Here is a 25,400-nt window from a genome sequence, read left to right as displayed (position 1 = left end):
GCCTCAACGGCAGGATGAGCGTGCATCAGAGCGCGTTCACCCCATCCCCGGTCACCTTCCAGGAATCCCGAATGACATCCCACAACTCCCCGTACCCGAGCGATCGCCAGCCCGAACACCCGCCCGCAGTCCTGGCACGCCGCCACCTGCTGGCCACGGCGGCCACGCTGGGCGTGGCGCCCTGGCTGTTGAGCGCCTGCGCCAGCGCGACGAGCAGTGTCGGCGCAGCCGCGGCACCATCCACGGCCGGTGGACGCCGCCGGCTCGGCCCGCTCGAGGTCTTTCCGGTCGGCCTGGGCTGCCAGTGGCGACCGGGCGCCGCGCCCGGCGTGGTGGTCGACTCCTACAGCAGCCGCTTCGACCGCGCCGCCGCCATCCGCCTGATCCGCCAGGCGGTGGACCAGGGCGTCACGCTGATCGACACCGCCGAAGCCTATGGCCCCTTCCTGTCGGAGGACATCGTCGGCGAGGCGCTGCAGGGCCTGCGCGACCAGGTGGTGCTGGAGACCAAGTTCGGCTTCGACATCGATCAGGTCACCGGGCAACGCCTGCCCGGCGGCCGCAACAGCCGGCCCGAGCACATCCGCCGGGTGGTCGATGCACAACTCAAGCGCCTGCGCACCGACCACATCGACGTGCTGATCCAGCACCGGGTCGACCCGAACGTGCCCATCGAGGACGTGGCCGGCACGGTCAAGGACCTGATCGGCGCGGGCAAGGTGCGGCACTTCGGCATGTCCGAGCCCGGCCTGCAGACCGTGCGCCGCGCCCATGCGGTGCAGCCGCTGGCCGTGATCCAGAACGAGTACTCGATGCTGTGGCGCGGTCCCGAGGCCCAGGTGCTGCCCTTGTGCGAGGAACTGGGCATCGGCTTCGTCTGCTGGAGCCCTCTGGGCATGGGCTTGCTGGCCGGCGGGGTGAAGGCGGACTCGCGCTTCGCGATGGCCCCGGACATGGACTTCCGCGCCATCTCGCCGCGCTTCGCGTCCGAGGTGCTGCCCGCCAACATGGCGCTCGCCGATCTGGTGCGCACCTGGGCGCAGCGCAAGAACGCCACGCCCGCGCAGCTGTCGCTGGCCTGGCTGCTGGCGCAGAAGCCCTGGATCGTGCCCATTCCCGGCACCACAAACGCGGCCCACATGAGCGAGAACCTGGGGGCGGCATCGATCTCGTTCACCACGCAGGAACTGCAGCAGCTGAACGCGGCCGTGGCCGCGATCCGCATCCAGGGCGATCGCCTGCCGCCGGCCGTGGCGGCGATGTCGGGCGTCGAGGCACCGCCTCGGCCCTGACACACCGGTACGGGCCCCGCGATCGCAGGTGAGAACGGTGATGCTGCAGGCCGGCAGGCAAGGCGGCGTCGTGCACGCGGGGCCGCTCCAGGCTCAACGCGCGAGCCTCCCAGCGGCTGGACGGTTCCCTGGCCACCGAGTGTCGAACAAGCGCATGCCGAAGACCTGCGGGACTGGCTGGCGGCCTGAGGGGATCAGCGCGCGGGGGGCCCGCCGGGGAGAGATTGGCCACCTGCCCGATGGACGGGTGGCGAAAGACGCTGCAGCGGTGGTTGGCCAGGTCATCGAGCGATCTGGGGGCGCTGCGGGTGGTCCGGTGCAGCCGGCGCACGCCCAGGTGCGCCTCCACCATTGTCAATTTCAGATTGATTATTCTGCAAGCCATGCTGCACTAGTGGCTTGCCATCCGGCTGCCTACAGTGCAGGCCATGGACACCACCGCCCCCAGCCCGGCACCCGGTGACGATCGCCACCGCCAGGTGGTGCTCGCCCTGGTCCTGACCAGCTACCTGATGATCGTGCTCGACATCTCGATCGTCATCACCGGCCTGCCGCGGATCCGCGACAGCCTGGGCTTCAGCCCGGCCATGCTGTCCTGGGTGCACACCGCCTACACGCTGGCCTTCGGCGGCGCGCTGATGGCCGGTGCACGGGCCGGGGACCTGTTCGGCCGGCGACGCATGCTGATCCTGGGCCTGGCGCTGTTCGTCGCCTCGTCGCTGGCCATCGGCCTGGCCGTCTCGTCGACCCTGCTGGTGGTCGCCCGCGCGGTGCAGGGGCTGGGCTCGGCCATCCTGGCGCCGGCCACGCTGGCCCTGCTGTCGGTGAGCTTCGCCGAAGGCCCCGAGCGCACCCGGGCGCTGGGCTGGTACGGCGCCACCGCCGGCGTGGGCGCCAGCATCGGCATGGTGCTGGGTGGCGTGCTGGCCGACCTGCTGTCCTGGCGCGCCGGTTTCTTCATCAATGTGCCCATCGGTCTGGCGCTGCTGTGGACCGCCTGGCGCTTCGTGCCGCAGGACCGCCCGCGTGCCGGCCGGCTCGACCTGCCGGGCGCCGCCCTGTCCACCTCGGGCATGGTGCTGCTGGTCCATGGCCTGGTCGCAGCGGCCGAGACCGGCTGGCACTCGGCACCGAGCATCGTGTCGATCGGCCTGGGGAGCCTGCTGCTGGCCGCCTTCTTCGTGCACGAGTCGCGCACCGCACAGCCGCTGCTGCCGCTGCGCCTGTTCGACGACCGGGTGCGCTCGGGCGCCTATGCCGCACGCCTGCTGTTCCTGGCGGGGGTGATCGGCTTCTGGTTCTACCTGACGCAGTACCTGCAGGGGGTGCTGGGCATGCGGCCGATGCAGGCGGGGCTGGCCTTCCTGCCGGCCACCTTGGTGCAGCTCGTCGCGGCCATGGGCGTTTCGCCACTGGCACGTCGCTGGGGCCATGAGCGGGTGCTGGCCACCGGCGTGGCACTGGCCACCGTCGGCATGGCCTGGCTGGCTCGGATCGGGCCCGACACCGCCTACCTCGGCGGCGTGGCCCTGCCGATGGTGGTGCTGGGCATCGGCCAGGGCCTGGCACTGAGCCCGCTGACCATCGCCGGCGTGTCGGGCGTGGCACCGAACGACGCGGGCGCCGCCTCGGGCCTGGTCAATGCCTCGCACCAGCTCGGTGGCTCGCTGGGCCTGGCGCTGCTGGTCGTCGTCCATGCCGCCAGCGCCCGCCCCGGTGCCAGCGCCAGCGCCGAACTGGCCCACCGCGTGGCCACCTGCCTGGCGGTGAGCGCCGGCCTGCTGGGGCTGTGCCTGCTCGTGGTGCTGGCCTGCATCGTGCCCCGCCGGCCCGCCGCTTCATCCTGACCCCTTCGGAGATCCGCCATGGCCCCTCCCGTCAAGAGCTACGCCGCCCATTCGCCCACCAGCCGACTGGGCCTGTTCAAGCTCGAGCGCCGCAGCCCGCGCGCCGATGACGTCGTCATCGAGATCCTCTACTGCGGCGTCTGCCACTCCGACGTGCGCAACGACCGGGGCCATGCGCAGCAGCAGTACTGCGAGAACGGCCGCACCGACACCTACAACGGCACCGATCGCGTGGACGGCAGTCGCACCCAGGGGGGGTTGTTCCGAGCAGATCGTGGTCTCGCAGGACTTCGTGCTGAAGGTGCCCGACGACCTGGATCCGGCCGGCGCCGCGCCGCTGCTGTGCGCCGGCATCACCACCTGGTCGCCCCTGCGCCACTGGAACGTGGGCCCTGGCGCCGAGGTCACGACGTGAACCCCTACGTGCCCACGCTGGCCCATGGCGGCACGCTGGTGATGGTGGGCTACCTGGGTCCGCTGGAGCCGGCGCTGAACTCGGCCCCGCTGGTGCTCAACCGCCAGTCGGTGGGGGGCTCGCTGATCGGCGGCATCGCCCAGACGCAGCAGATGCCGGACTTCTGCAGCCAGCACGGCATCACCTCGGACGTGGAAATCATCCGCATCCAGGACATCAACGAGGCCTGCGAACGCCTGCTGAAGGCCGACGTGAAGTACCGCCTCGTCATCGACATGGCCTCGCTCCAGCAGGAGGTTCAGGCATGAGCAGCCAGGCGGGCGACCCGAGCGACGGCGTGATCGCGCGGGGCGCGGCGCCGGCCCGCTGAACCCATCCCCACCCCGGCTCACGCCGCTCCAGCCCAGGAGTTCCTCATGAAATCATGGATCACCGCCGCCGCCTTCGTGCTGTCGGCCGTCGAGCCCGAGCTCACCCTCACCCGCGCGGGCACCCGCAGCGTCAACGCGGCGCCCGCGCAGCATTTCACCGGCACCGTCCAGGTCGAGATGCTGCACACGCCGGTGGGCGCCGAGCGAGCCTCGGCCGGCACGGTGCGCTTCTCGCCTGGCGCCCGCACCGCCTGGCACCGCCACCCGCTGGGCCAGACCCTGGTGGTCACCGCCGGCACCGGCCGGGTGCAGCGCTGGGGCGCTCCGGTGGAGGTGATGCACGTCGGCGACGTGGTGCACATCCCCGCCCACGTCAAGCACTGGCACGGAGCCGCGGCCGACACGGCCATGACCCACATCGCCATCACCGAGGCCCAGGAAGGCCGGACCGCCGAGTGGATGGAGCAGGTCAGCGACAGCCAGTACGCGGTGGCGCCGGCCCCCGTGTCCCAGCCGGGGCCGACCACGCCAGGCGGGGGCCAGAGGCTGATGGCCGACATCGCCCCGGCGCTCGGCCAGCTGACCGACGAGGTGCTGTTCGGCCAGGTCTGGTCGCGCCCCGGGCTCTCGCAACGCGACCGCAGCCTGATCACCGTCAGCGCGCTGGTGGCGATGAACCGCCCCGACCAGCTGCGCAGCCACCTGGCGCTGGCCCGGCGCAACGGCGTGACCGACGCCGAGCTGATCGAGGCCATCACCCAGCTGGCCTTCTATGCCGGCTGGCCCAGCGGCGTCACCGCCGTGGGCGTGGCGCGTGAGGTGTTCAAGGCCATCCCGCCCTGAACCCGGGCCAGCAGCGATCGACCCGGGGAGTCACTGCAGGCATCGATGCGGCGCGAGACCTACGGCCGGCTCGTCGTGTTCACGGCGCCCCGGACCGTGACCCGGATGCCGAGGCCGGCACGCAAGCCTCGAACAGCAGCTCGCGCGCCCAGCGCTGCCCCGCGTCGCGGTGGCGGCGCTCATGCCACACCGCCAGCTTGGTGAAGCCGGGCACCGCCAGCGGCGGCTCGCAGGTGGCCAGGCCGCTTTCGCGCTCGATCAGCCGCGCCGGGGCGACGGCGATCAGGTCGGTGCGGCGCAGCAGCTCGGGCAGCATCAGGAAGCTGCCCACCGACGCCACCACCCGGCGCTGGCGGCCCAGCGTGGCCAGGGCGCGGTCGGTGGCGCCCTCAAACGGTGAGCCGCCGTAGGACACCAGCGCATGGTCGAGGGCGCAGAAGGCGTCCAGCGTCAGCGCGCCAGCGGCCAGCGCCGGATGGCCGCTGCGGGTGACGCAGACATAGCGCTCATCAAACAGATGGCGCGCATGCACGTCAGGCGGCGCGGCCTGCGGCGTGGTCAGCGCCAGGTCCACCTCACCGCGCTCGAGCTGGGCGGCCACGCGGCTGTCGTCCACCGGCTGCACCGCCACCCGCACGCCCGGGGCCCGGGCGCGCAGCGCGGTCAGCCAGGGCAACACCACCGCGCGCAGCGCGTAGTCGGTGGCGGCCACCGTCATGGTCAGCGCGGCAGTCGCCGGGTCGAAGCTCAGCGGCTGCAGCATCGCCGCCACCTCCAGCAGCACCTGGCGCACCGCCGGGGCCAGCGCCTCGGCCCGCGCGGTGGGCACCACGCCGCGCGCGCTGCGCACGAACAGCGGGTCGTCAAAGGCCTCGCGCAGCCGGGTGAGCATGCCGCTGACGGCCGGCTGCGTCAGCGCCAGGCGCGCGGCCGCGCGGGTGACGCTGCGCTCGTCCATCAGCGCGTCGAAGGCCTTCAGCAGGTTGAGGTCCAGGGTTCTGATATCAGCCATGCTGATGATTTTCATCTGAAAGCGTGATTGGCTTTATGGAAGAGGGCTCTCCATCATCCATGCACCGGTGGCCGACGCGCTGTCCCCAGCCATCCGGGTGAACGATTGAGAGACCCTATTCCCATGCAACAGAACGCCATCCTGTGGCCCGCCGGCTTTGTCCCGGGCACGACCGACAACTACTGCTCCAACGAGGTCATCGTCGCCGGCCTGAGTGCCGCCGAGGTCTGGCCGCTGCTGGCCACGCCCGCGCTGTGGCCGAGCTACTACGCCAACTCGGCCAACCCGCGCTTCCACGACGGTCGCGGCCCGGTGCTGGCCGACGGTGACCGCTTCTACTTCGAGACCTTCGGCTTCCCGGTCGAGTCGCAGTGCAAGGAATTCGTCGCACCTGCCGCCGGCCAGCCCGGCCGCGTGGCCTGGCACGGCTGGGCCGGCGAGCCCGGCGCCGCGGACCGGCTGGACGTGCACCACGCCTGGCTGGTGGAAGACCTGGCCGGTGGCCGCGTGCGCATCCTCACCCAGGAAACCCAGCGCGGCGCCCCGGCGGCCGCACTGGCGCAGGCCAAGCCCAACCCCATGATCAACGGCCACCAGGACTGGCTGGACGGCATCGTGGCCGAGGCCCGCCGCCGCCAACAGGCCGGCGCAGCCTGAGGCGGGGCGGACGATGGCACGCATAGCCTTTCTCGGCCTGGGCGCGATGGGCTCGCGCATGGCCCTGCGCCTGCTGAACGCCGACCATGCCGTGACGGTGTGGAACCGCAGCCCCGCGGCCTGCGCGCCGCTGGTGGCGGCCGGGGCGCAGGCCGCGGCCACGCCACGGTCGGCGGCCGACGGCGCCGAGTTCGTGTTCTCGATGGTGCGCGACGACGAGGCCGCACGCCACGTCTGGCTGGACGAGGTCGATGGCGCTGCCGCCGCGCTGGCGACGACGGCCCTGGCCATCGAATGTTCCACCCTCAGCCTGGACGGTGCGCGCTCGCTGGCGGATGCGCTGGCAGCGCGGGGACATCGCCTGCTGGAGGCGCCGGTTTCGGGCTCGCTGCCAGCAGTGGAGGCCGGCCAGCTGGTCTTTCTGCCCGGCGGCGAGGCAGCCGACCTGGCACGCGCGGCGCCGGTGCTGGCGGCGCTCGGCAGTGCGGCGCCGCTGCTCGGCCCGGTCGGACAAGGGGCACTGACCAAGCTGCTCATCAACAGCTTGCTGGGCGTGCAGGTCAGCTTGCTGGCCGAGTGGATGGCCGTGCTCAAGCGCCAGGGAACGGATGTCTCGCGCCTGCTGGGCGCCGCGGCCAGCACCGCGGTGTGGAGCCCGGTGGCGCACCGCCTGGCCGCCTCGATGCTGGCCGGCGACTTCCGGCCGCAGTTCCCGGTCGAGCTGATCGCCAAGGACTTCAGCTACGCGCTGCAACTGGGCGGGCCGGCTGAGCAGCCGGTGGTGGCCGCCGCCCAGGCCGTGTTCGAACGTGCCACCCGGCAGGGGCTCGGGGCGCAGAACATGAGCGCGGTAGCGCAGCTCTACAGCTGAGGCCCGCCCTGCCAGATGTCCGGCGCATCCCCATGCGCCCTGTCCTGAATCCCTTGATGCCCATGATCCAGCCACAACCCGCCCTGTTCCGCCCCTTCCATCTCAAGAGCCTGACGCTGCGCAACCGCATCGCCGTGCCGCCCATGTGCCAGTACTCGGCCACCGACGGCCGGGTCAACGACTGGCATGTGGCGCACTACGCCGGCATGGCCCGCGGCGGCGCCGGCCTGGTCATCGTCGAGGCCACCGCGGTCTCGCCCGAGGGCCGCATCACCCCGGCCTGCCTGGGCCTGTGGGACGACGCGCAGATCGAGGGCCTGGCCCGCGTGGCCGCGGCCATCAAGGCCGCCGGCGCGGTGCCGGGCCTCCAGATCGGCCACGCCGGGCGCAAGGCCAGCGCCCATCGGCCCTGGGAAGGCGATGACCACATCCCGGCGGGCGACCCGCGTGGCTGGGACACCCTCTCGCCCTCGGCCGTGGCCTACGGCGGCGGCCTGCCGCGCGTGCCGCGCGAGATGACGCTGGCCGACATCGAGCGCGTGCGCACGGCCTTCGTCGCCACCGCGCAGCGTGCGCTGGCTGCCGGCTTCGAGTGGCTGGAGCTGCACTTCGCCCACGGCTACCTGGCGCAGAGCTTCTTCTCGGTGCATGCCAACCAGCGCCAGGACGCCTACGGCGGTGACGCCACCGGCCGCAGCCGCTTCCTGCGCGAGACCTTCTCGGCGGTGCGCGCGGTCTGGCCCGAGCGCCTGGCGCTGACCGCGCGCTTCGGCGTGCTGGAGTTCGACGGCCGCGACGAGCAGACGCTCGCCGAAGCCATCGACCTGAGCCGCGCCTGGAAGGCCGACGGCCTGGACCTGCTCAACGTCAGCATGGGCTTCTCGACGCCCGAGGCGCGCATCCCCTGGGCGCCGGCCTTCCTGGCGCCGATCGCCGAACGGGTGCGGCGCGAGTGCGGGCTGCCGGTGGCCTCGTCCTGGGGCATCGACGACGTGCACGACGCCGAGCGCGTCATCGCCGAGCAGCAGATGGACCTGGTGATGGTGGGCCGCGCCTTCCTGGCCAACCCGCACTGGCCGCTGGTGGCCGCCCAGCGCCTGGGCTTGGCGCGGCCGACCTGGGTGCTGCCCGCACCCTACGCTCATTGGCTGGAGCGCTACCAGGTTCGATGACGGCACAGGGCCGACCGCTCAGGTCGGTCCCCTCGTCGACGCAGGTCACCGGTGGAGACCGCGTCGCCGGGCAGGACACCACGCAGACCGGCAGGCGCCGCCATGGGGTTCGCCATCAGCTTGCGGGCTCGGCCCCCGCGGCGCTGTCCGTGCCCATCGTCTCCAGGATGAACTCGCGCAGACGCTGCTGCGCCGGATTGCGCTCGGCGCGGCGCCAGGCCAGGTAGGTCTCCGCCACGATGTCCCGGCGCCACAGGTCGCGGAACTCGACCTGCTCGAAGTGCAGGTGCCTGGCCGAGGCCGGCACGATGGCGATGCCGATGCCGGCCTGCACCAGCGCCACGATGGCGTGCGTCTGACCCATGTGGTGGACGTAGCGCGGCTGCACGCCGGTGGCGGCGAACAGGCTCTTGATCTTGTCGTGGAAGTACTGGCCCTCCTTGCGGGAGTACATGATCAGCGGCTGCCCGGCGAGGTCGGCCAGGGTGATGCGGCGCTTGCCCGCCAGCGGATGCGCGGCCGGCAGCGCCAGTTGCATCGGCTCGCGCAGCACGCAGTGATAGAGCAGATCCGCGTCAGACGACAGGGGCCGCACGAAGGCCAGGTCCAGCGCCTTGTCGGCCAGCGCGTGCAGCTGCTGCGACGAGACCATCTCTTCCAGGACGATCTCGATGCCGGGCAGGGCCTGCTGCGCCCGCAGCAGCAGACCCGGAATCAGCACGTATCCCGACACCGCCGTGTAGCCCACGGTGACCCGGCCCGCATCGCCACGGGCCGTCAGCCGCGCGTTGACCACCGCGGCGTCGGCGAGCTTCAGCAGCTTCAGTGCGTCCTGGTGGAGCACGGCCCCGGCGGCGGTCAAGGCCACGCTGCGGCTGGTCCGCTCCAGCAGCAGCGCGCCAACCGATGCCTCCAGAAGCTGGATCTGGCGGCTCAGCGGCGGCTGCGTCATGTGCAGCCGCACGGCGGCCTTGCCGAAGTGCAGCTCCTCGCACACGGCCACGAAACAGCGCAACTGGAACAGGTCCATTCATCGATCCAATGTTCGTATTGATTGATCCAAATTTAGCCTTAGACCTTTATCGATTGTATTTCTACACTGCCTCTCAAACACCAGGGGCCGCCTGCAGGCGACACCCTCACCAGACCGCAGGACAGCGTTCGCCACAGGAGACAGACATGCCCCGGATCCCCCTCGCCTTCCCCTTCGTCGCCGCCATGGCGTCCATGCTGGCCACCGCCCCGGCCCTGGCGCAGTCCGCTCCCTGGCCCGGCAAGCCGGTGACGATCGTGGTGCCGTTCCCGCCCGGCGGCGGCACCGACACCGGCGCACGCCTGCTGGCCGAGCAGCTGACCCGCCGCTGGGGCCAGACCGTGGTGATCGAGAACAAGGGCGGCGCCGCGGGCCAGATCGGCGCGGACCTGGTGGCCAAGGCCAGGCCCGACGGGTACACGCTGCTCATGGGCAACGTCGGCACCCAGTCCATCAACCCGGTGCTCTACAAGAAGCTGCCCTACGACGCCAGCAAGGCCTTCGCGCCGATCACGCTGGTGGCCGAGCTGCCGCTGGCGATGATGGTCAACCCGCAAGTGCCCGCGAAGACCGTCCAGGCGTTCATCGCCCATGCCAAGGCCCGGCCCGGGCAGCTCAGCTACAGCAGCTCCGGCGCCGGCGGCGGGCCGCACCTGGCGGCCGAGATGTTCAAGGACAGCACCGGCAGCTTCATCGTGCACGTGCCCTACCGCGGCGGCGGCCCGGCGGTGTCGGACCTCATCGCCGGCCATGTGCAGCTCTCCTTCATGACGGTGTTCGAGGCCAGCGCTCACCTCAAGGCCGGCAAGCTGCGCGCGCTGGCCGTCACCAGCGACAAGCGCGTGCCCGCGCTGCCCGACGTGCCGACGCTGTCGGAGGCCGGCGTGCCGGGCTTCAACAGCATCTCCTGGATCGGGCTGCTCGCCCCCGCGGGCACGCCGCCGGAGGTCACGGACAAGGTGGCCACCGACGTGCGCGCCGTGATGGCGCAGGACGAGGTGAAGCGCAAGTTCTCCGACCTGGGCGCCATCCCCGCGGCCGGCACGCCCGCCAGCTTCGCCCGGCTCATCGAAGACGACCGCAAGCGCTACGCCCAGATCATCCAGGACCGCGGGATCACGGTCGAGTGAGTCCCTTTTCAGATTTTTTGAGGAGTCTTTCCATGAAGATCAGCACCACGCTGCGTGGCGTGGCAGCCATGGGCGCGCTCGCCCTGGCCGCCGGCGCACAGGCCCAGTCGACCTATCCCAGCAAGCCCATCACCATCGTCGTGCCGGCCTCGCCGGGCGGGGCCATCGACATCGCGGCCCGGCTCATCGGCACCCGGCTGGCCGCGGCCTGGGGCCAGCCGGTGGCCATCGAGAACAAGGGCGGCGCCGCCGGCATGCTGGGCTCGGACTTCGTGGCCAAGGCCGCACCCGATGGCCACACGCTGGCGCTGGTGGCCAGCAGCCATGCGATCAATCCCAGCATGTACAGGAAGCTGCCCTTCGACACGGTCAAGGGATTCGAGCCGGTGGTGCAGACGCACGTGGTGCCGCTGATGCTGGTGGTCCACAAGGAGCTGCCGGCGAAGAACGTCACGGAGCTGGTGGGCCACCTGAAAGCCAACCCGGGCCAGCTGAGCTACGCCTCCAGCGGCAACGGCGGAGCGCCGCACATGTCGGCCGAGCTGTTCCGGACGATGGCCGGCGTGGACATCACGCACGTGCCCTACAAGGGCAGCACCGCCGCGCACCCGGATCTGATCGCCGGGCGCACCGCGCTGATGTTCGACACCGTGGCGGCCGTGGCACCACAGGTCAAGGGCAACAAGCTGCGCGCGCTGGCCGTGACCACGACCAGGCGATCCAGCGTGTTCCCCGAGGTGCCGACCCTGGCCGAGGCGGGAGTCAAGGGTTATGACACGAGCACCTGGGGCGGCCTGCTGGCGCCGGCAGGCACGCCCAGGGACGTGGTGGCCAGGCTCAACGCCGAGGTCAACAAGGCCCTGGCGGCACCCGAGGTGCGCGAGAAGCTGATGGCCGCCGGCATCGAGCCCGCGGGCGGCACGCCAGCGCAGTTCGGCGCCTTCATCCAGACCGAGATGCAGCGCTGGGCCGAGGTCGCCCAGCGTGCAGGCATCCAGCCCGAGTGAACAACCGTCTTTCGGATCGAGTCCCTTGAACCCGGCGGGGCAAGACCGGTGGCCATGATCACGACCCGCTTTCCCCGCGCCTTCATCCACCGCAAGATCGTTTCACCATGACCAAGCCCACCCTGCTGCTGGCCGCCGACCTGCCCGACTGGACCCGCGCCGAACTGCGGTCGCTGTTCACCGTCCTCGAGCTGCCCGAGGATGCCGACGACGCGGCCTCGTTGCTGGCGCGACAGGGCAGCGCCATCCGCGGCATGGCGCTGCGCAAGACGAGGGTCGATGCCCGGCTGCTCGGCGCGCTGCCCGATCTGGAGATCATCTCCAGCTACAGCGCCGGCCTCGACAACGTGGACGTGCCAGCCGTCAAGGCGCGTGGCATCGTGCTGGAGAACACCTCGCACGTGCTGGCCGAGGATGTCGCCAACACCGCGATCGGGCTCGCGCTGGCGCTCACGCGTGATTTCATCAACGCCGATGCCTTCGTCCGCTCGGGGCAGTGGCCCCAGCGCGGTCAGTACCGGCTGGGCCGCTCGATCTCGCGCATGCGCGTGGGCATCGTGGGCCTGGGCACCATCGGCATGACGATCGCGCGCCGGCTGGCCGCCTTCGGTTCGCGCGTGGCGTACTTCGGCCCGACGCGCAAGCCCGTCGACCTGCCCTACCACGACGACGTGGTCGCCCTGGCCGCGGACAGCGACCTGCTGATCCTGACGTGTCCGCTGTCGCCCGCCACGCACCACCTGGTGGACGCCCGCGTGCTCGACGCGCTGGGGCCTCAGGGTTTCCTCGTCAACATCGCGCGCGGCCCCGTCGTGGACGAGCAGGCCCTGATCGCGGCCCTGGCTGCCGACCGGATCGCGGGCGCGGCGCTCGACGTCTTCGAGCACGAGCCCGAGGTGCCCGCGGCCCTGATGAATGACCGGCGGCTGGTGCTGACGCCACACATCGGCTCGGCCACCGAGGAGGCCAGGCGAACCATGGCGGAGCACGTCGTCGACTCGCTGGCCCGTCATTTCGGGCTGAGCAGCCCGCGTGCAGCCCGACCGTGAGCCCACCCGGAAACGGACGCTCGCTCGCCTGGATGAAGGCGAGGCGAGCGAACCATCAGCTTCTGATCGCGAGCCTCACGCGCATGCGGGCGATGGACGCGAGTCCGGACCCCCTTCAGCACGGCTCACGACGTCGTGAACGACATCGACAGGGCGGGTCACGGCGCCGGTGCTGTGGAGACCGGATGCCCTTGCCCTGCCTGTAGCGACCACCGGCGCCGGGCGGTGCCGGAGGCCACGGGCGGGGCTTCGAGAGTGGCGTGCACCTCAGCCTGCGCCAGCAAGGGTCGAGCGCCGTTCGATGATGCGAAACCCGACGTCCACCACGCGCTGAACCACTTCATGGCCCTGGCAGCGCTGCATCAGCAGTTGCGCCGCCAGCCGACCGATGGCCGCGCCATCGACATGCACGCTGGTCAGTGCAGGCTCCATGTGTGCGGCGAAATCGGCATCGCCGAAGCCACATACGGCCAGATCAGCGGGGATGCGCAGCCCGCGTGCTTGAGCCTCTGCCAGGACGCCCTGCGCCAGTTGGTCGGAACTGCAATACACGGCCTCCAGTGCCGGATCCTTCGCCAGCAGTTCGGCCAGCGCCTGGCGCCCTCGCGCCATGTTGCTGGGAGCCGGCACCACGGCCGTCGGCACCTCGTGCCCGACGGTGGAAACGAAGCCTTCTCGCCGGATCGACGCACGATGATCATCGCCGGTGGCGATGCCCAAGCGCTTCCAGCCCTTGCTGAGAAAGTACCCTGCGACCGCGCTGCCAACCTTCAGATGCGAGAAGCCCACCATCATGTCCACCGGACGGTCGCTCAGATCCCAGGTCTCGACGACCGGGATGCGCAAGTGCCGCAGCCGCTCCCGCGCAGCAGGTGAATGCACCAGTCCGGTCATGACGATGCCGTCCGGACGCCGGCTGATCAGCGTGTTGAGCAGCGCCTCCTCGCGGGAATGGTCGTAACCGCCCTGGCCAAGGATCAGTTGGTAGCCGGCCGCGTCGAGCGACTCGGTCAGTGCCTGAACGGTCGGCAGGAACTGTGCGACCGAGATGGCCGGCACCAAGGCGGCCACGGTCATGCTGCGCCTGGACTTGAGCCCGCCGGCCAACAGGTTCGGGATGTAGCCCGTGACCTCAACGGCTTGTTGAACCCGCGCGATGGTCTTGTCCGAGACCACGCCCGGATTGCTCAGCGCACGCGACGCGGTGATCAGTGAGACGCCAGCCTCGCGGGCAACGTCGTGCAGTGTGACGGACTTCGTGGGCTTCGGCAGCGGCGGCATGGAGTGGATGAGAGGGCGCAATGACTCCGTCCGATTATCAGTCTCTCGGACGTGCCGGCCGGATTGCCGTTGACTCGCCAAATTGACAACGTTACCATTGCATCAAATTCAATGTTTCTCCTGGTTTAAAGAAAAACTCGAAATTCATCACCCTTGGATGACAACGTTACCATTTCGAATGGATCGCGCATGAACAACTCACCGTCGAACGAAGTCGACCGCATCACCTCGGTCCGTGTCTCCTCGTGCTACCTGCCGCTGGCCACGCCGATCAGCGACGCCAAGGTGCTGACCGGCCGGCAGAAGCCGATGACCGAGATCGCGATGCTGTTCGCCGAGGTCCGGACCGCCAGCGGCCACGAGGGCCTGGGCTTCAGCTACTCGAAACGCGCCGGCGGCCCGGGCCAGTTCGCGCACGCCAGGGAAATCGCGCCGGCATTGATCGGCGAAGACCCCAGCGACATCGGCAAGCTGTGGACCAAGCTCTGCTGGGCCGGTGCGTCGGTCGGGCGCAGCGGCCTGTCGACGCAGGCCATCGGCGCGTTCGACGTCGCGCTGTACGACCTGAAGGCCAAGCGCGCCGGGCTCTCGCTGGCCAAGCTGCTGGGGTCCTACCGCGACTCGGTGCGCTGCTACAACACCTCGGGCGGCTTCCTGCACACGCCGCTCGAACAACTGCTCGTGAATGCCGCGGCGTCCATCGAGCGCGGCATCGGCGGCATCAAGCTGAAGGTCGGCCAGCCCGACATGGCGCTGGACATCCAGCGCGTCGAGGCGGTGCGCAAGCACCTCGGCGACGCCGTGCCCATCATGGTCGATGCGAACCAGCAATGGGACCGTCCGACCGCACAACGCATGTGCCGCATCTTCGAGCAGTTCAACCTCGTCTGGATCGAGGAACCGCTCGACGCCTACGACCACGAAGGCCACGCCGCGCTGGCGGCCCAGTTCGACACGCCGATCGCCACCGGCGAGATGCTGACCAGCGCAGCCGAGCATGGCGACCTGATCCGCCACCGCGCCTGCGACTACCTGATGCCGGATGCCCCGCGTGTCGGCGGCATCACGCCGTTTCTGAAGATCGCCGCTCAGGCCGAGCACGCCGGTCTGATGCTCGGCCCGCACTTCGCGATGGAGTTGCACGTTCACCTCGGCGCGGCGTACCCGACCGAGCCGTGGGTCGAACACTTCGACTGGCTGGAACCGCTGTTCAACGAGCGTCTCGAGATTCAGGGCGGTCGCATGCTGGTGCCGACCCGGCCTGGCCTGGGCGTCAGTCTGAGCGACCAGGCGCGTATCTGGACGCGCGAGCAGATTGAGATCACCAGTCCCGCCTAGCCAGCCCTGCCCTGCGAGTTCCCTGCAAACCATCAATGCGGCACATACCGCAAGCCACTGGAGACATCCGATGAAGAAGTTCCTGACCCAACTGGCCTTCGGGCTCGTCGCCGCGACCGCGGCCCACGCAGACACCTGGCCGGCCAAGCCGGTGACGCTGCTGGTGCCGTTCCCGCCGGGCGGTTCGACCGACATGATTGCGCGCACCCTCGGCACCAAGCTGCAGGAACGCCTGGGCGGCACCTTCATCGTGGAGAACAAGGCAGGGGCTGGAGGCACGGTCGGCGCCGCTGCCGCCAAGCGCGCCCCGGCGGACGGGCACACGATCTTCGTGTCGTCGCTGGGCCCATTCGTGATCGGGCCCCATCTGATCAGGAACACCGGCTACGACCCGCTGAAGGACTTCGACTACATCTCGATCGCGGTGCAGGCGCCGAACGTGCTGGCCGTGCCAGCCAGCTCGCCGCACAAGTCGCTGGCCGACGTGCTGGCCTACCAGAAGGCCAACCCGGGCAAGATGAGCTTCGCCTCCGCCGGCAACGGCACGAGCGACCACCTCACCGCCGAGCTGTTCTGGCAGGAGAGCAAGACCACCGGCCTGCACATCCCGTACAAGGGTGGCGCTCCGGCCATGTCGGACCTGCTGGGCGGCCAGGTCGACGCCACCTTCATGAACATCAACACCGGGCTGCCGAACATCAAGGCGGGCAAGCTGCGGGCGCTCGCGATCACCAGCGCCAAACGCTCGCCCCTGCTGCCGGAGGTGCCGACGATGGACGAACTCGGCCTCAAGGGCGTGACGGTCTACTCCTGGCAGGCGGTCGCCGCACCCAAGGGCCTGCCGGTCGACATCAAGACCAGGCTGCACGAAGCGATCGTCGCCAGCCTCAACGACCCGGCCGTCAAGCCCAAGCTGCTGGAACTCGGATTCGAGATCGTCGGCAACTCGCCGGAACAGTTCACCGCTTTCCAGGCGGGCGAGTTCGCCCGCTGGAAGAAGGTGATCGAAGTCGGAAAGATCACGGCCGACTGAAGGCGACTCGACGTGGCCAGGGCAACACCGACACCAGCCCTTCAGTCCCATCGGGCTGAGCGGCTGGCACGCGGGGTCATGAGCTCGACATCGCCCCCCTGAGCGGACCGCTGCGGCCCTGGGTTCGCCGTCTCGAAACGGTCGGTCGAATCTGGACCGGCGCTCAGCGGGCCGGCAAGGTGAACCGGTCCACCGAATGGAGCAGCTGGTCGGACTGCGCCCGGACCGACTCGGCGGCCGAGGCGCTCTGCTCGGCCATGGCGGCGTTCTGCTGCATGCCCGCGTCCAGCATCTGCATGGCCTGGTCGATCTGGTCTAGCGTGCCGGACTGGCCCGACAGCTCCCGGGTGACCTCGGCCACCAGCTGCGAGACCCGCTGCACGCTGTGCACGACTTCTCCGATGGTGGTGCCGGCCTGATGGACCTGGCTGACGCCCTGCTCCACCTGATTCACCGTGTCGCTGATCAGCGAGGCGATCTCGCGTGCCGCCTCGGCGCTGCGGGTGGCCAGGCTGCGCACCTCGCCCGCCACCACCGCGAAGCCCCGGCCCTGCTCGCCCGCCCGGGCCGCCTCGACCGCGGCGTTCAAGGCCAGGATGTTGGTCTGGAAGGAGATGCCGTTGATCACGCCGTTGATGTCGGCGATGCGGCGCGAGGCCTGCAGCACCCGGTCCATCTGCGCCACGACCTGGGCGACGGCCTCGCCACCGGCGGCCGCCTCGGTGCGGGCCTGACCGGCCTGGCTGTCGGCCTCGCGCATCTGCGTGCCGATCTGCTGGGCGGAACGGCTGATCTCGCCGACGCTGGCCACGGTCTGCTGCAGGGTCGCGGCCTGCTGCTCGGTGCGCGAGGACAGGTCGTTCGAGCCGCTGGACACCTCGGCCAGGCTGCTGGCCACCCCGTGGGAGTTCTGCCGCACCTCGCCCACCACCTGCGCCAGGTTGGCCTTCATGCGCGCGATGGCGGCGTTCAGCTGCCCCACCTCGTCACCGGTGTCCGGCAGCGACGGCCCGGCCAGGTCGCCCGCGGCGATGCGCTCGGCCTCCTGGATGGCCGCCTGCAGCGGCGGCAAGGTGGCGCGCCGCACCATCAGCAGGATGCTCACCAGCGCGGCAATGGCCAGGCTGTCCAGCGCCAGCACCAGCCACTGGATGAACTGGCTGGCCTGCTGGACCAGCGGGCCGAACTGGCCTGAAAGATCCCACACCCGCGCCATCAGCGGCTTGAGCTGCTCGGCCGTGGCCTGGCTCAGCTGCGGCGCGCTGTCCGCGCGCAGGATGTCGATCATGCGCTGCACCTGCACGCCGTCTTCGCCGGGCAGGTCCAGCACGCGGCCGAAGCCCAGCCCGCGGAACAGCCACTGCTCGGGCTTCATCAGTTCGCTGTCGACGCTGTTGGCGATCGCCAGGGCCTTCTCCAGCAGCCCGATCAGGTCCGCGCGCTGGACGGCGCCGGCATGGGCCCCCTGCTCCAGCACGCGGTCGAGCCTGGCCTCGACCTGGCTGACCAGCATCAGGTGCTCGCGCTCCAGGTAATGGAAGCGCGCCGCCTTGCCCAGCATGCGCACTCCAAGCAGGACCGTGACGGCGACGACCGCCAGACTGACCAGCCCCCAGGCGAACTTGCGCTGCAGTTTCATGTTTCCGACTTCCTGAACCTGACGTGGTGAAGCCTCCGGGCGCAGGATGCGCGCGGTGTGTCAGGCAGTATCGGCGCCGGATGGGTCGACTTGAGGTGCACGGCGCGCTCGCGGACTTCAGTCGAGAACTCGCTCGACTTGTTCATGGCTCACACCCCTTCAGGGGGTGGAGCCTCATCGAGACGCGGGGCGACTCACGCCGGCCTGCTCGATGAGCCCGTGCCCAGCCTCTGAGATACTGCGCTGAACACCACGACGGCGCCCCGTAACATCGCTAGGATGAGGCCGGACTCAGGAACACCGTCGCGACCATGGATGCCTCCACGCTATTGATCACCAACGCGCTGCTGTCGTCGGCAGCGGCCGTGGTGATGGGCGTGGTGCTGCTCACCCGCAAGACTTACCCGGGCTTTGGCTTCTGGACGGCAGGCATCGCCTGCCTGGCGCTTGGTGCGGCGCTGCTGGTGCCGGGCGTGCTGCCGCCATCGTGGGCCACCCGCATGGGCCGCAACGCCGTGCTGATGGGCGGCCACCTGCTGCTGCTTCGCGGCATGCTGGTGTTCCGCGGGTGGCGGGTCGGGTCGGGCCTGGAAGCCGGGATCGCGCTGCTGTTCCTGCTGCCCTTCGGCTACCTGAGCCTGGACGCCGGGCAGCTCGCCGGCCGCATCGTCTGCTACTGCCTGTTCTCAGCGGCGCTCAGCGGGGCCATCGTGGCGGTCACGCTGCGCCGGCGTCCGCCGCACTTCGGCTCCAACGACCGGCTGCTGGCGCTGTGGCTGCTGCTGTTCGCGCTGATCACGCTGGTGCGCGCCGCCCTGGAGCTGACCGACGTCAGCACGGCCTTCGAGAGCCTCAAGGGCTTCGGCAGCGCCTACGCGCTGGCGCAGATCCTGTCGGTGCAGCTGGTGACGCTGACGCTGGTCAGCATCAACTCGCAGCGCATCGAATGGGACTACCGCACCAACGCCGCCGACCTCGAGGAGCGCGAGCAGCAGCTGCGGCTGATGGGCGACAACCTGCCGGCCGGCTTCATCTACCGCTACGCGCTGGCCGACGGGCGTCGCCGTTTCGACCATGTCAGCAGCGGCATCACCCGCACCTGCGGCCTGGCGCCGGCCGACGTGATGGGCGACGCGCAACCGCTGTTCGCGATGCTGGCGCCGCAGGCGCTGCGACGCTACCTCGAGGACGAGGCCCGCAGTGCCGCCACCCTCACCGATTTCCACAGCACCCTGCGCTTCGACCTGCCCGATGGCCAGGTGCGCTGGCTGGACGTGCGCTCGCACCCGCAGCGCCGCGCCGACGGCTCGACCTTCTGGGACGGTGTGGCGCTGGACGTGACCGATGCCGTCGCGGCCCGGACCCGGGTGGAACGGCAGGCCGGCCTGTACCGCTGCCTGTCGCTGTGCAATGCCGCGGTGGCGCGCTGCGACAGCCAGACGGCGCTATTCAACGCGGTGTGCCAGGCCATCATCGACGCCGCCGGCATGCGCCTGGCCTGGGTGAGCCTGGCCGATGCGCACGCCCGCCTGCAGCGGCAGGCCCAGGCCGGCACACCGGATGACCTGCCGCTGCGCCTTCAACAGGCCGGCCAGGCGGCCGCACCGGACACCATGGCCCCCGACATCCAGGCCCTGCGCAGCGGCGAGCCGGTGTGGTGCCAGCAGTTCCAGAGCGATCCGCTGACCCGGGCCTGGCGGGCCCTGGCACCCCAGGCCGACCTGAAGGCGCTGGCGGCATTGCCGGTGCGCAGGGCCGGATCGGTGGTGGGCACACTGACCATCTGCGCCGGCGAGCCGCTGGCCTTCGACCCGCAGACGCAGATGCTGCTGATCGACCTGGCGGCCAACATCAGCTTCGCGCTGGACAACTTCGACCGCGAATCCGCCCGGCAGCAGGCCCAGCAGGCGCTGGTCGCACACCGACAGCAACTGGAGGACGCGGTGGCTCGCCGCACCAGCCAACTGGCCGACGCCCGCGAGCGCGCCGAATCCGCCAGCCTGGCCAAGTCCGCCTTCCTGGCCAACATGAGCCACGAGATCCGCACACCGCTGAACGCGGTGATCGGCATGGCGCACCTGATCCGGCACGAGGATCTCAGCCCGCGGCAAGCCGACCGCCTGACCAAGCTGGAAGTGGCCGCCAGGCACCTGCTGGAGGTGCTCAACGCCGTGCTCGACCTGTCCAAGATCGAGGCCGGCAAGACGACCCTGGAGACGGTGCCGCTGCGGGTGGAGTCCATCGTGGCCAACGTGCTGTCGATGGTCAGCGAGCGTGGCGAGGCCCGACAGCTGCGTCTGCTCAGCGAGGTGGACCCCATGCCTGGCGACCTGATGGGCGATCTGACCCGACTGCAGCAGGCCTTGCTGAACTACACCAACAATGCCATCAAGTTCACCGACCAGGGCAGCGTGACCCTGCGCGCCCGACTGCTGGCCCAGGACGCGCACAGCGCGCTGCTGCGCTTCGAGGTCGAGGACACCGGCATCGGCATCGACCCCGAGGCGCTGCCGCGGCTGTTCGAGGCCTTCGAGCAGGCCGACCGTTCCAGCACGCGGCGCGCCGGCGGCTCCGGCCTCGGCCTGGCCATCACCCGCAAGCTGGCCACGCTGATGGGCGGCGAGGCTGGCGCCATCAGCCGGCCCGATGGCGGCAGCACGTTCTGGTTCACCGCCTGGCTGCAGCGGGCGCCGACCAGGCACGCTGCGCCGGTGGCAGGCGCCGTCGACGATGCCGAGGACGCGCTGCGCCACCGCCACGCCGGCGCCCGGGTGCTGCTGGCCGAGGACAACCCGATCAACGCCGAGGTGGCCCAATCCATTCTGGAGGACGCGGGCCTGGTGGTCGACCTGGCCGGCGACGGTGAAGCGGCGGTGGCCATGGCGCTGAAGGGCGGCTACCGCCTGGTGCTGATGGACATGCAGATGCCCCGGCTCGACGGCCTGGAGGCCTGCCGCGCCATCCGCCAGCACTGGCCTGCCGCCGCGCTGCCGGTGATCGCGATGACCGCCAACGCCTTTGCCGAGGACCGGGCCCGATGTCAGGCCGCCGGCATGGACGACTTCATCAGCAAGCCGGTGGATCCCGCCGCCCTCTACCGCATGCTGCTGCACTGGCTGGACCGCAGCCTCGCCGACGTCGGCTGACTGCGCTGGCGGCCATGCGGCCTGTCCTGCGCGGCACCCCACGACCTCGTCGCCCAGAACAACGATTTCACCCAACGACCTGGTGCTGTCTCACCTAGAAGTCACATCCGCGAAATTGATCTCGTCGCCCCAAAGCTGCCAGTCAGATTCAATCTGTCGACTTGCAGGGTGAGCTTACGGTGCGCGTCCAGCCCCGATTGCGGCGACAACCAGCGCTGCGCATGGACCATGACTCCGGCGCCGACCTGAACGGTCGGACCTTCACGCCCGATGGACAGCCCGGCCAGCAGCCCCCCGCTGACCAGTCCGATCTTGTGCACCGCCAGACGCAGGGACACGAGCCACGACGGCGTCGACGCGTCGTCCGCCAGGGCCCGCATCACCTGCGGAATGCCCGACCCCATGGCGCCAGGTGCCAGGCGGCGTGTCCACCAGAGCACCGCAACGGTCAGTGCGGGTGTCCAGAACAAGGTCAACCAAGGCCCGAGCGGTCCGGCCTGATGCAACTGCTCAAACCCATGGCTGGCCGCTTCCGCCAGCAGCGTGAAGCCCACGACCACCAACCCGGTGACCACCGCGTAGGTCAGCACGATGGCACGGTCCAGCCACTGCCGCCCGGCTCGCAGTTCGGCGTCCAGGCGCTGCCAGAACTCGGGCTCGACGGCATGCACGGTCCGCATGCCGCGTCGCAGGGCCGACCGGATCAGCAGGCAGCGACCCAGCACCGCCTCACGTCCTGCAAGGAGGATCCTGGCGGTGATCGGCATGCGCAACAACTCCTGATGGACGGGCCGACACCCTGTTGCCGACAAGTCTCTATTGTATTTGAACAAATACAGTTCATGACAGTGCCACCCGCAGGAAATCGATTCACATCGATGCCAGAGGCGTCTGAGCGCCCTGCTCATCGGCCTTCAGCACCCGGATCAGCAGTTGCAGGTCATGGTCCAGACGAAGCAGCGTGTCGTGGTCCAGGCCCGCCAGCGCTTCAGGCAACACGCCCGCGAACGGACCAGGAGCCTCCTTCAGGCACTGCTCGCCCAGGGCCGTCAGCACCAGGTGCACCGCTCGCCGATCCGTCGGGTTGCGACTCGTCACCAAACGCCCTGAACCGACCAGGGCGCGCACGAGATTGCTGGCCGTGGTCTGGTGGATGTCCATCGCGCGGGCCAGATCGTTCACGCCGAGGCCGGGTTGCGCCTGCACCACGCTCAAGGCCCACAACTGGGCCCCGCCGATGCCCGCCTGCCTTTCCACCTGCTGGAAATGGGTCTTGACCGCGTTGAAGACCACACGGAAATGCCGCAGCACCCGGACGGCCGAATCCACGTGGATCGGATCGGACTCGGCAGAAGCCGTCAGTCGGGCTGTGGATGAGCGCTTCTCGGACATCCCGCGATGATACGGAGGCCCTGCGGTCGGACAAAAAAAGGATCCCCGCGGGGATCCTGAAACATCGCTCATCCTGACGGTCGGCCATGACGACCGGACGATTCAGACGCTTTGCAGTGTATTACATTTGCATCAATGCATTATGTTGCCTCGATGTCTGACCACAACTCCCCATGACGCAACCCACGACACTTCAGATCATCGGCGCCGGGCTGTTCGCGCTGGCACTGGTCCACACGTTCTCGACGAAGTACTTCGAGCATCTGGCCCATGCGCAGCCACGCCATGCCGGCATCTGGCATCTGCTGGGCGAGGTGGAAGTCGTCTTCGGTTTCTGGGCCATGGTGCTGATGCTGTTCATGTTCGGACTTGGCGGCAAGGCCGAGGCGACGGGCTACCTGGACTCGCGCAATTTCACGGAGCCGATGTTCGTCTTCGTGATCATGGTCATCGCAGGCACACGGGCCATCCTGCAGTTCGCCGCGTCGCTGGTTCGCACCGTGGCACGCTTCGTACCGCTGCCGCGGAGCATGGCGATGTATTTCTTGCTGCTGGCACTGGTGCCGCTGCTGGGCTCGTTCATCACCGAACCTGCAGCCATGACGCTGGCAGCGCTGATGCTGCGGGACTCGCTGTTTTCCAGACCGGTCTCGAACCCGCTCAAGTACGCGACACTGGGCGTGCTGTTCGTCAACATCTCGATCGGCGGCACGCTCACGCCATTTGCCGCACCGCCGGTGCTGATGGTGGCGGCAAAATGGAACTGGGACATCTGGTTCATGGTCGCGAACTTCGGCTGGAAAGCCGCGCTGGCAGTCGCCTTCAATGCCGGCGGCGCGATGCTGCTTTTCCGGAAAGAGCTCTCGCACATGGGCGAGCGAGTCGCCGACAGCGACACGCCAGAAGTTCCTTCCTCGATCATCGTGGCTCATCTGGCCTTCATGGCACTGGTGGTCGTGTTCGCCCACCACCCCGCCGTGTTCATGGGGCTCTTCCTCTTCTTTCTCGGATTTTCCACCGCCTACCAGCGCCACCAGGACGCGCTGATCCTGCGCGAAGCCCTCCTGGTGGCTTTTTTCCTGGCCGGACTGGTGGTCCTGGGGGGCATGCAGCAGTGGTGGCTGCAGCCGGTACTCATGGGGATGGATGCCACCACGGTGTTCTTTGGCGCCACCGCGCTGACGGCAATCACCGACAACGCGGCACTTACCTATCTGGGCTCTCTGGTTGAAGGCCTGAGCCAGGACTTCCAGGTGGCGCTGGTGGCCGGTGCCGTGACCGGCGGTGGACTGACCGTGATCGCCAATGCGCCCAACCCGGCCGGGGTGGCCATCCTGCGTGGGCAGTTCGACGATGGAGCGATCCATCCATTGGGCCTGCTGATCGCCGCCCTGCCCCCGACGATGGCCGCGGTGGTCGCCTTCCAGTTGCTCTGATGGGTCGTCACCCTCCGTGCCGGTACTGGAGCAGAACATGGAACCCGTACAGCAACAGCGGGCTGGGTCCGCTGGCGACATGCCAAGGCTCCCCGGTCGCCGGTAGATCACGGCGACGATGACGATCCCGCTCATGGCACTGAGCCGTGAGTGTGGACACCATGTGCAGCGGCGAAAGATGGGCGCAAAGGGGTCCGACGTGATGGGCCAGATCGTCGATGGCGAGGATGAGTACAACGAAGAGATTGCTGTCCAGCAGATTGCCCACGGCCATGTCGAACGATCCGATGCGCACCACGGACCGCAGCCCACTTGGCGAGGGCCCGTAGAACAGCAGCTCGGAGTGAAGCGCTGAGCCACGCACGTGTTTGATGGAAGCGCCCTGCGGCGCTCAACTCAGCGCCTCACCGGCTCCGACTGTCCCGTCGCCAGCGACCTTTTCAGCGCCATGGCGATGCGCGTGGCCTCAGCAGCATCATCCAGAGTCATCGGCAGCACGGCCGTCCCCCGACAGGCCGCCACGAACGTCGCCAGTTCCTGCTGGAAGGCCTTCTCGAAGCGTGCATGGAAGTCCGGCAGGACTGGATGCACGACGCCCTGCGCGGATCGGAAGGTCGTGCTGCCACTGCGAGCACCGTACCCCACCTGAACCGTGCCGGCCGTGCCGATGACCTCCAGCGTGGTCTCATGTCCGTGCGGCATCGTGCGGCTGGCGTACAGCATGGCCCTCGCCCCACCTTCGAACTCGATGATGGCCATGCCATTGTCGACGTCGTCACACGCAGCCAGCTCCGGGTGCATGGCGATCGTGCCGCTGGCAAAGACCCGTGTGGCCCGTGGGTTGCCGAGCATCCAGCGCGCCAGATCGATGTCGTGCACGCTGCAGTCCAGGAAGATGCCACCCGAGGTGGGGGCAAACCGAACGAAAAAGCCGTCCGGGTCATGGCGGTCACAGGTTTGCGATCGCACGAAAAATGGCCGACCCAGCCGGCCCGCGACGATGGCTTGGTGCGCCTCCACGAGATCGGGATCGAAACGTCGCTCGAAACCGACCATGCAGACCTGTGCAGGATGCATCCGCGCCAGCGCGGCCAAGTCGTCACACACCTCGGGGTCCAGCGACAGCGGCTTTTCAACAAACACATGCTTGCCGGCCTCCAGCGCCGCACGGACCTGTGCAGGGTGGTCGGACGAGGGCGTGGCCAGCACCACGGCATCGATCTCGGGATCGGCGAGCAGCGCATGGAAGTCGGTGTGCAGGCGTTCGACACCCAGGGACTGGCGTGCCCAGTCCAGCGCGCCGGCACTCCGGTTGCAAGCCGCCATCAGGCGGGCGTCGGGAATCTGTCGTGCGAGGCAGGCGGCGTGGCGGCGACCCAGCCGCCCCAATCCCGCAATGCCGACGTTCAGAGGATGTTCGTTCAAAGTCATGGCGG

The 25,400-nt window shown here is 69.5% G+C and carries 21 protein-coding genes and 1 pseudogene; 15 read left to right on the top strand and 7 right to left on the bottom strand.

Translation table 11 applies throughout. The annotated features are described in order from the left end of the window. Window positions 1–71: 71 nt before the first annotated feature. The 4 genes and pseudogenes from C7444_RS11800 to C7444_RS11785 all read left to right on the top strand — a co-directional run bounded on the left by C7444_RS11800 (window position 72) and on the right by C7444_RS11785 (window position 4,768). On the top strand, window positions 72–1,292 hold the full coding sequence (locus C7444_RS11800; protein ID WP_245909531.1) for an aldo/keto reductase: 1,221 nt from the start codon (window positions 72–74) through the stop codon (window positions 1,290–1,292). Window positions 1,293–1,720: 428 nt separating this feature from the next. Beyond that, a complete protein-coding gene (locus tag C7444_RS11795; RefSeq protein WP_110401168.1) occupies window positions 1,721–3,139 on the top strand; it encodes an MFS transporter in 1,419 nt (472 codons plus the stop codon). 18 nt (window positions 3,140–3,157) lie between these two features. Next, window positions 3,158–3,862: pseudogene (locus tag C7444_RS11790) on the top strand (MDR/zinc-dependent alcohol dehydrogenase-like family protein). Between the two features lie 108 nt (window positions 3,863–3,970). Next, the gene (locus tag C7444_RS11785; RefSeq protein ID WP_110401057.1) at window positions 3,971–4,768 is read left to right on the top strand and encodes a (R)-mandelonitrile lyase; all 798 of its coding nucleotides are present in this window, start codon (window positions 3,971–3,973) and stop codon (window positions 4,766–4,768) included. A gap of 79 nt (window positions 4,769–4,847) precedes the next feature. On the opposite strand, the gene C7444_RS11780 is transcribed toward C7444_RS11785, so the two are convergent. Continuing rightward, the gene (locus C7444_RS11780; RefSeq protein ID WP_110401167.1) at window positions 4,848–5,780 is read right to left on the bottom strand and encodes a LysR family transcriptional regulator; all 933 of its coding nucleotides are present in this window, start codon (window positions 5,778–5,780) and stop codon (window positions 4,848–4,850) included. A gap of 123 nt (window positions 5,781–5,903) precedes the next feature. Between C7444_RS11780 and C7444_RS11775 the strand changes: the two genes are divergently transcribed. The 3 genes from C7444_RS11775 (at window position 5,904) to C7444_RS11765 (ending at window position 8,480) form a co-directional block, all read left to right on the top strand. Further along, window positions 5,904–6,437, top strand: a complete 534-nt coding sequence (locus C7444_RS11775) for an SRPBCC family protein (RefSeq protein WP_445683276.1) — start codon at window positions 5,904–5,906, stop codon at window positions 6,435–6,437. Window positions 6,438–6,450: 13 nt separating this feature from the next. After that, entirely contained in the window at window positions 6,451–7,308 is an 858-nt protein-coding gene (locus C7444_RS11770) for an NAD(P)-dependent oxidoreductase (RefSeq protein WP_110401056.1), read from the top strand. Window positions 7,309–7,370: 62 nt separating this feature from the next. After that, window positions 7,371–8,480 (top strand): NADH:flavin oxidoreductase/NADH oxidase, encoded by a 1,110-nt coding sequence (locus C7444_RS11765; protein ID WP_110401165.1) that lies wholly within the window; start codon window positions 7,371–7,373, stop codon window positions 8,478–8,480. A 115-nt stretch (window positions 8,481–8,595) separates the two neighbouring features. Here the strand turns inward: C7444_RS11765 and C7444_RS11760 are convergent, their stop codons facing one another. Then, window positions 8,596–9,510, bottom strand: coding sequence for a LysR family transcriptional regulator (locus C7444_RS11760; RefSeq protein WP_110401055.1), 915 nt, complete (start codon window positions 9,508–9,510; stop codon window positions 8,596–8,598). 149 nt (window positions 9,511–9,659) lie between these two features. Between C7444_RS11760 and C7444_RS11755 the strand changes: the two genes are divergently transcribed. The 3 genes from C7444_RS11755 to C7444_RS11745 all read left to right on the top strand — a co-directional run bounded on the left by C7444_RS11755 (window position 9,660) and on the right by C7444_RS11745 (window position 12,699). Continuing rightward, on the top strand, window positions 9,660–10,643 hold the full coding sequence (locus C7444_RS11755; RefSeq protein WP_110401054.1) for a Bug family tripartite tricarboxylate transporter substrate binding protein: 984 nt from the start codon (window positions 9,660–9,662) through the stop codon (window positions 10,641–10,643). Between the two features lie 32 nt (window positions 10,644–10,675). Then, entirely contained in the window at window positions 10,676–11,650 is a 975-nt protein-coding gene (locus C7444_RS11750) for a tripartite tricarboxylate transporter substrate binding protein (protein ID WP_110401053.1), read from the top strand. Between the two features lie 107 nt (window positions 11,651–11,757). Beyond that, window positions 11,758–12,699 (top strand): 2-hydroxyacid dehydrogenase, encoded by a 942-nt coding sequence (locus tag C7444_RS11745; RefSeq protein WP_110401052.1) that lies wholly within the window; start codon window positions 11,758–11,760, stop codon window positions 12,697–12,699. Between the two features lie 267 nt (window positions 12,700–12,966). Here the strand turns inward: C7444_RS11745 and C7444_RS11740 are convergent, their stop codons facing one another. Next, on the bottom strand, window positions 12,967–13,980 hold the full coding sequence (locus C7444_RS11740; RefSeq protein WP_110401051.1) for a LacI family DNA-binding transcriptional regulator: 1,014 nt from the start codon (window positions 13,978–13,980) through the stop codon (window positions 12,967–12,969). A gap of 189 nt (window positions 13,981–14,169) precedes the next feature. Between C7444_RS11740 and C7444_RS11735 the strand changes: the two genes are divergently transcribed. Then, entirely contained in the window at window positions 14,170–15,318 is a 1,149-nt protein-coding gene (locus C7444_RS11735) for an L-talarate/galactarate dehydratase (RefSeq protein WP_110401050.1), read from the top strand. 70 nt (window positions 15,319–15,388) lie between these two features. Continuing rightward, complete coding sequence (locus C7444_RS11730; RefSeq protein ID WP_110401049.1) at window positions 15,389–16,351, top strand: Bug family tripartite tricarboxylate transporter substrate binding protein; 963 nt, start codon at window positions 15,389–15,391, stop codon at window positions 16,349–16,351. A gap of 163 nt (window positions 16,352–16,514) precedes the next feature. Here the strand turns inward: C7444_RS11730 and C7444_RS11725 are convergent, their stop codons facing one another. Further along, complete coding sequence (locus C7444_RS11725) at window positions 16,515–17,990, bottom strand: methyl-accepting chemotaxis protein (RefSeq protein WP_110401048.1); 1,476 nt, start codon at window positions 17,988–17,990, stop codon at window positions 16,515–16,517. Window positions 17,991–18,301: 311 nt separating this feature from the next. Between C7444_RS11725 and C7444_RS20630 the strand changes: the two genes are divergently transcribed. Continuing rightward, entirely contained in the window at window positions 18,302–21,136 is a 2,835-nt protein-coding gene (locus C7444_RS20630; RefSeq protein ID WP_245909530.1) for a response regulator, read from the top strand. Window positions 21,137–21,237: 101 nt separating this feature from the next. On the opposite strand, the gene C7444_RS11710 is transcribed toward C7444_RS20630, so the two are convergent. Continuing rightward, a complete protein-coding gene (locus C7444_RS11710) occupies window positions 21,238–21,903 on the bottom strand; it encodes a chloride channel protein (protein ID WP_245909529.1) in 666 nt (221 codons plus the stop codon). Window positions 21,904–22,006: 103 nt separating this feature from the next. Further along, entirely contained in the window at window positions 22,007–22,528 is a 522-nt protein-coding gene (locus tag C7444_RS11705; protein ID WP_110401047.1) for a MarR family winged helix-turn-helix transcriptional regulator, read from the bottom strand. A gap of 173 nt (window positions 22,529–22,701) precedes the next feature. Between C7444_RS11705 and C7444_RS11700 the strand changes: the two genes are divergently transcribed. Beyond that, window positions 22,702–23,964 carry a putative Na+/H+ antiporter gene (locus tag C7444_RS11700; RefSeq protein WP_110401046.1) on the top strand — a complete coding sequence of 421 codons (1,263 nt, stop codon included), beginning with the start codon at window positions 22,702–22,704 and terminating at the stop codon, window positions 23,962–23,964. Between the two features lie 133 nt (window positions 23,965–24,097). Further along, window positions 24,098–24,319 (top strand): hypothetical protein, encoded by a 222-nt coding sequence (locus tag C7444_RS20000; RefSeq protein ID WP_146219387.1) that lies wholly within the window; start codon window positions 24,098–24,100, stop codon window positions 24,317–24,319. Between the two features lie 41 nt (window positions 24,320–24,360). Here C7444_RS20000 and C7444_RS11695 read toward each other — a convergent pair whose 3' ends face one another. After that, window positions 24,361–25,395 (bottom strand): Gfo/Idh/MocA family oxidoreductase, encoded by a 1,035-nt coding sequence (locus C7444_RS11695; RefSeq protein ID WP_110401045.1) that lies wholly within the window; start codon window positions 25,393–25,395, stop codon window positions 24,361–24,363. Window positions 25,396–25,400: the final 5 nt, after the last annotated feature.

The organism is Sphaerotilus hippei (genome assembly GCF_003201595.1).
Lineage (GTDB): Bacteria > Pseudomonadota > Gammaproteobacteria > Burkholderiales > Burkholderiaceae_C > Sphaerotilus > Sphaerotilus hippei.
Note: the sequence above shows the minus strand (reverse complement) of the source record. Positions and strands in the feature narration are given on the sequence as shown.

Bases quoted from the DNA above. Each gene is read 5' to 3' on its own strand.
- C7444_RS11800 (WP_245909531.1), top strand. From the start codon at position 72: ATGACATCCCACAACTCCCCGTACCCGAGCGATCGCCAGCCCGAACAC.
- C7444_RS11795 (WP_110401168.1), top strand. From the start codon at position 1,721: ATGGACACCACCGCCCCCAGCCCGGCACCCGGTGACGATCGCCACCGC.
- C7444_RS11785 (WP_110401057.1), top strand. From the start codon at position 3,971: ATGAAATCATGGATCACCGCCGCCGCCTTCGTGCTGTCGGCCGTCGAG.
- C7444_RS11780 (WP_110401167.1), bottom strand. From the start codon at position 5,780: ATGGCTGATATCAGAACCCTGGACCTCAACCTGCTGAAGGCCTTCGAC.
- C7444_RS11775 (WP_445683276.1), top strand. From the start codon at position 5,904: ATGCAACAGAACGCCATCCTGTGGCCCGCCGGCTTTGTCCCGGGCACG.
- C7444_RS11770 (WP_110401056.1), top strand. From the start codon at position 6,451: ATGGCACGCATAGCCTTTCTCGGCCTGGGCGCGATGGGCTCGCGCATG.
- C7444_RS11765 (WP_110401165.1), top strand. From the start codon at position 7,371: ATGATCCAGCCACAACCCGCCCTGTTCCGCCCCTTCCATCTCAAGAGC.
- C7444_RS11760 (WP_110401055.1), bottom strand. From the start codon at position 9,510: ATGGACCTGTTCCAGTTGCGCTGTTTCGTGGCCGTGTGCGAGGAGCTG.
- C7444_RS11755 (WP_110401054.1), top strand. From the start codon at position 9,660: ATGCCCCGGATCCCCCTCGCCTTCCCCTTCGTCGCCGCCATGGCGTCC.
- C7444_RS11750 (WP_110401053.1), top strand. From the start codon at position 10,676: ATGAAGATCAGCACCACGCTGCGTGGCGTGGCAGCCATGGGCGCGCTC.
- C7444_RS11745 (WP_110401052.1), top strand. From the start codon at position 11,758: ATGACCAAGCCCACCCTGCTGCTGGCCGCCGACCTGCCCGACTGGACC.
- C7444_RS11740 (WP_110401051.1), bottom strand. From the start codon at position 13,980: ATGCCGCCGCTGCCGAAGCCCACGAAGTCCGTCACACTGCACGACGTT.
- C7444_RS11735 (WP_110401050.1), top strand. From the start codon at position 14,170: ATGAACAACTCACCGTCGAACGAAGTCGACCGCATCACCTCGGTCCGT.
- C7444_RS11730 (WP_110401049.1), top strand. From the start codon at position 15,389: ATGAAGAAGTTCCTGACCCAACTGGCCTTCGGGCTCGTCGCCGCGACC.
- C7444_RS11725 (WP_110401048.1), bottom strand. From the start codon at position 17,990: ATGAAACTGCAGCGCAAGTTCGCCTGGGGGCTGGTCAGTCTGGCGGTC.
- C7444_RS20630 (WP_245909530.1), top strand. From the start codon at position 18,302: ATGGATGCCTCCACGCTATTGATCACCAACGCGCTGCTGTCGTCGGCA.
- C7444_RS11710 (WP_245909529.1), bottom strand. From the start codon at position 21,903: ATGCCGATCACCGCCAGGATCCTCCTTGCAGGACGTGAGGCGGTGCTG.
- C7444_RS11705 (WP_110401047.1), bottom strand. From the start codon at position 22,528: ATGTCCGAGAAGCGCTCATCCACAGCCCGACTGACGGCTTCTGCCGAG.
- C7444_RS11700 (WP_110401046.1), top strand. From the start codon at position 22,702: ATGACGCAACCCACGACACTTCAGATCATCGGCGCCGGGCTGTTCGCG.
- C7444_RS20000 (WP_146219387.1), top strand. From the start codon at position 24,098: ATGGCACTGAGCCGTGAGTGTGGACACCATGTGCAGCGGCGAAAGATG.
- C7444_RS11695 (WP_110401045.1), bottom strand. From the start codon at position 25,395: ATGACTTTGAACGAACATCCTCTGAACGTCGGCATTGCGGGATTGGGG.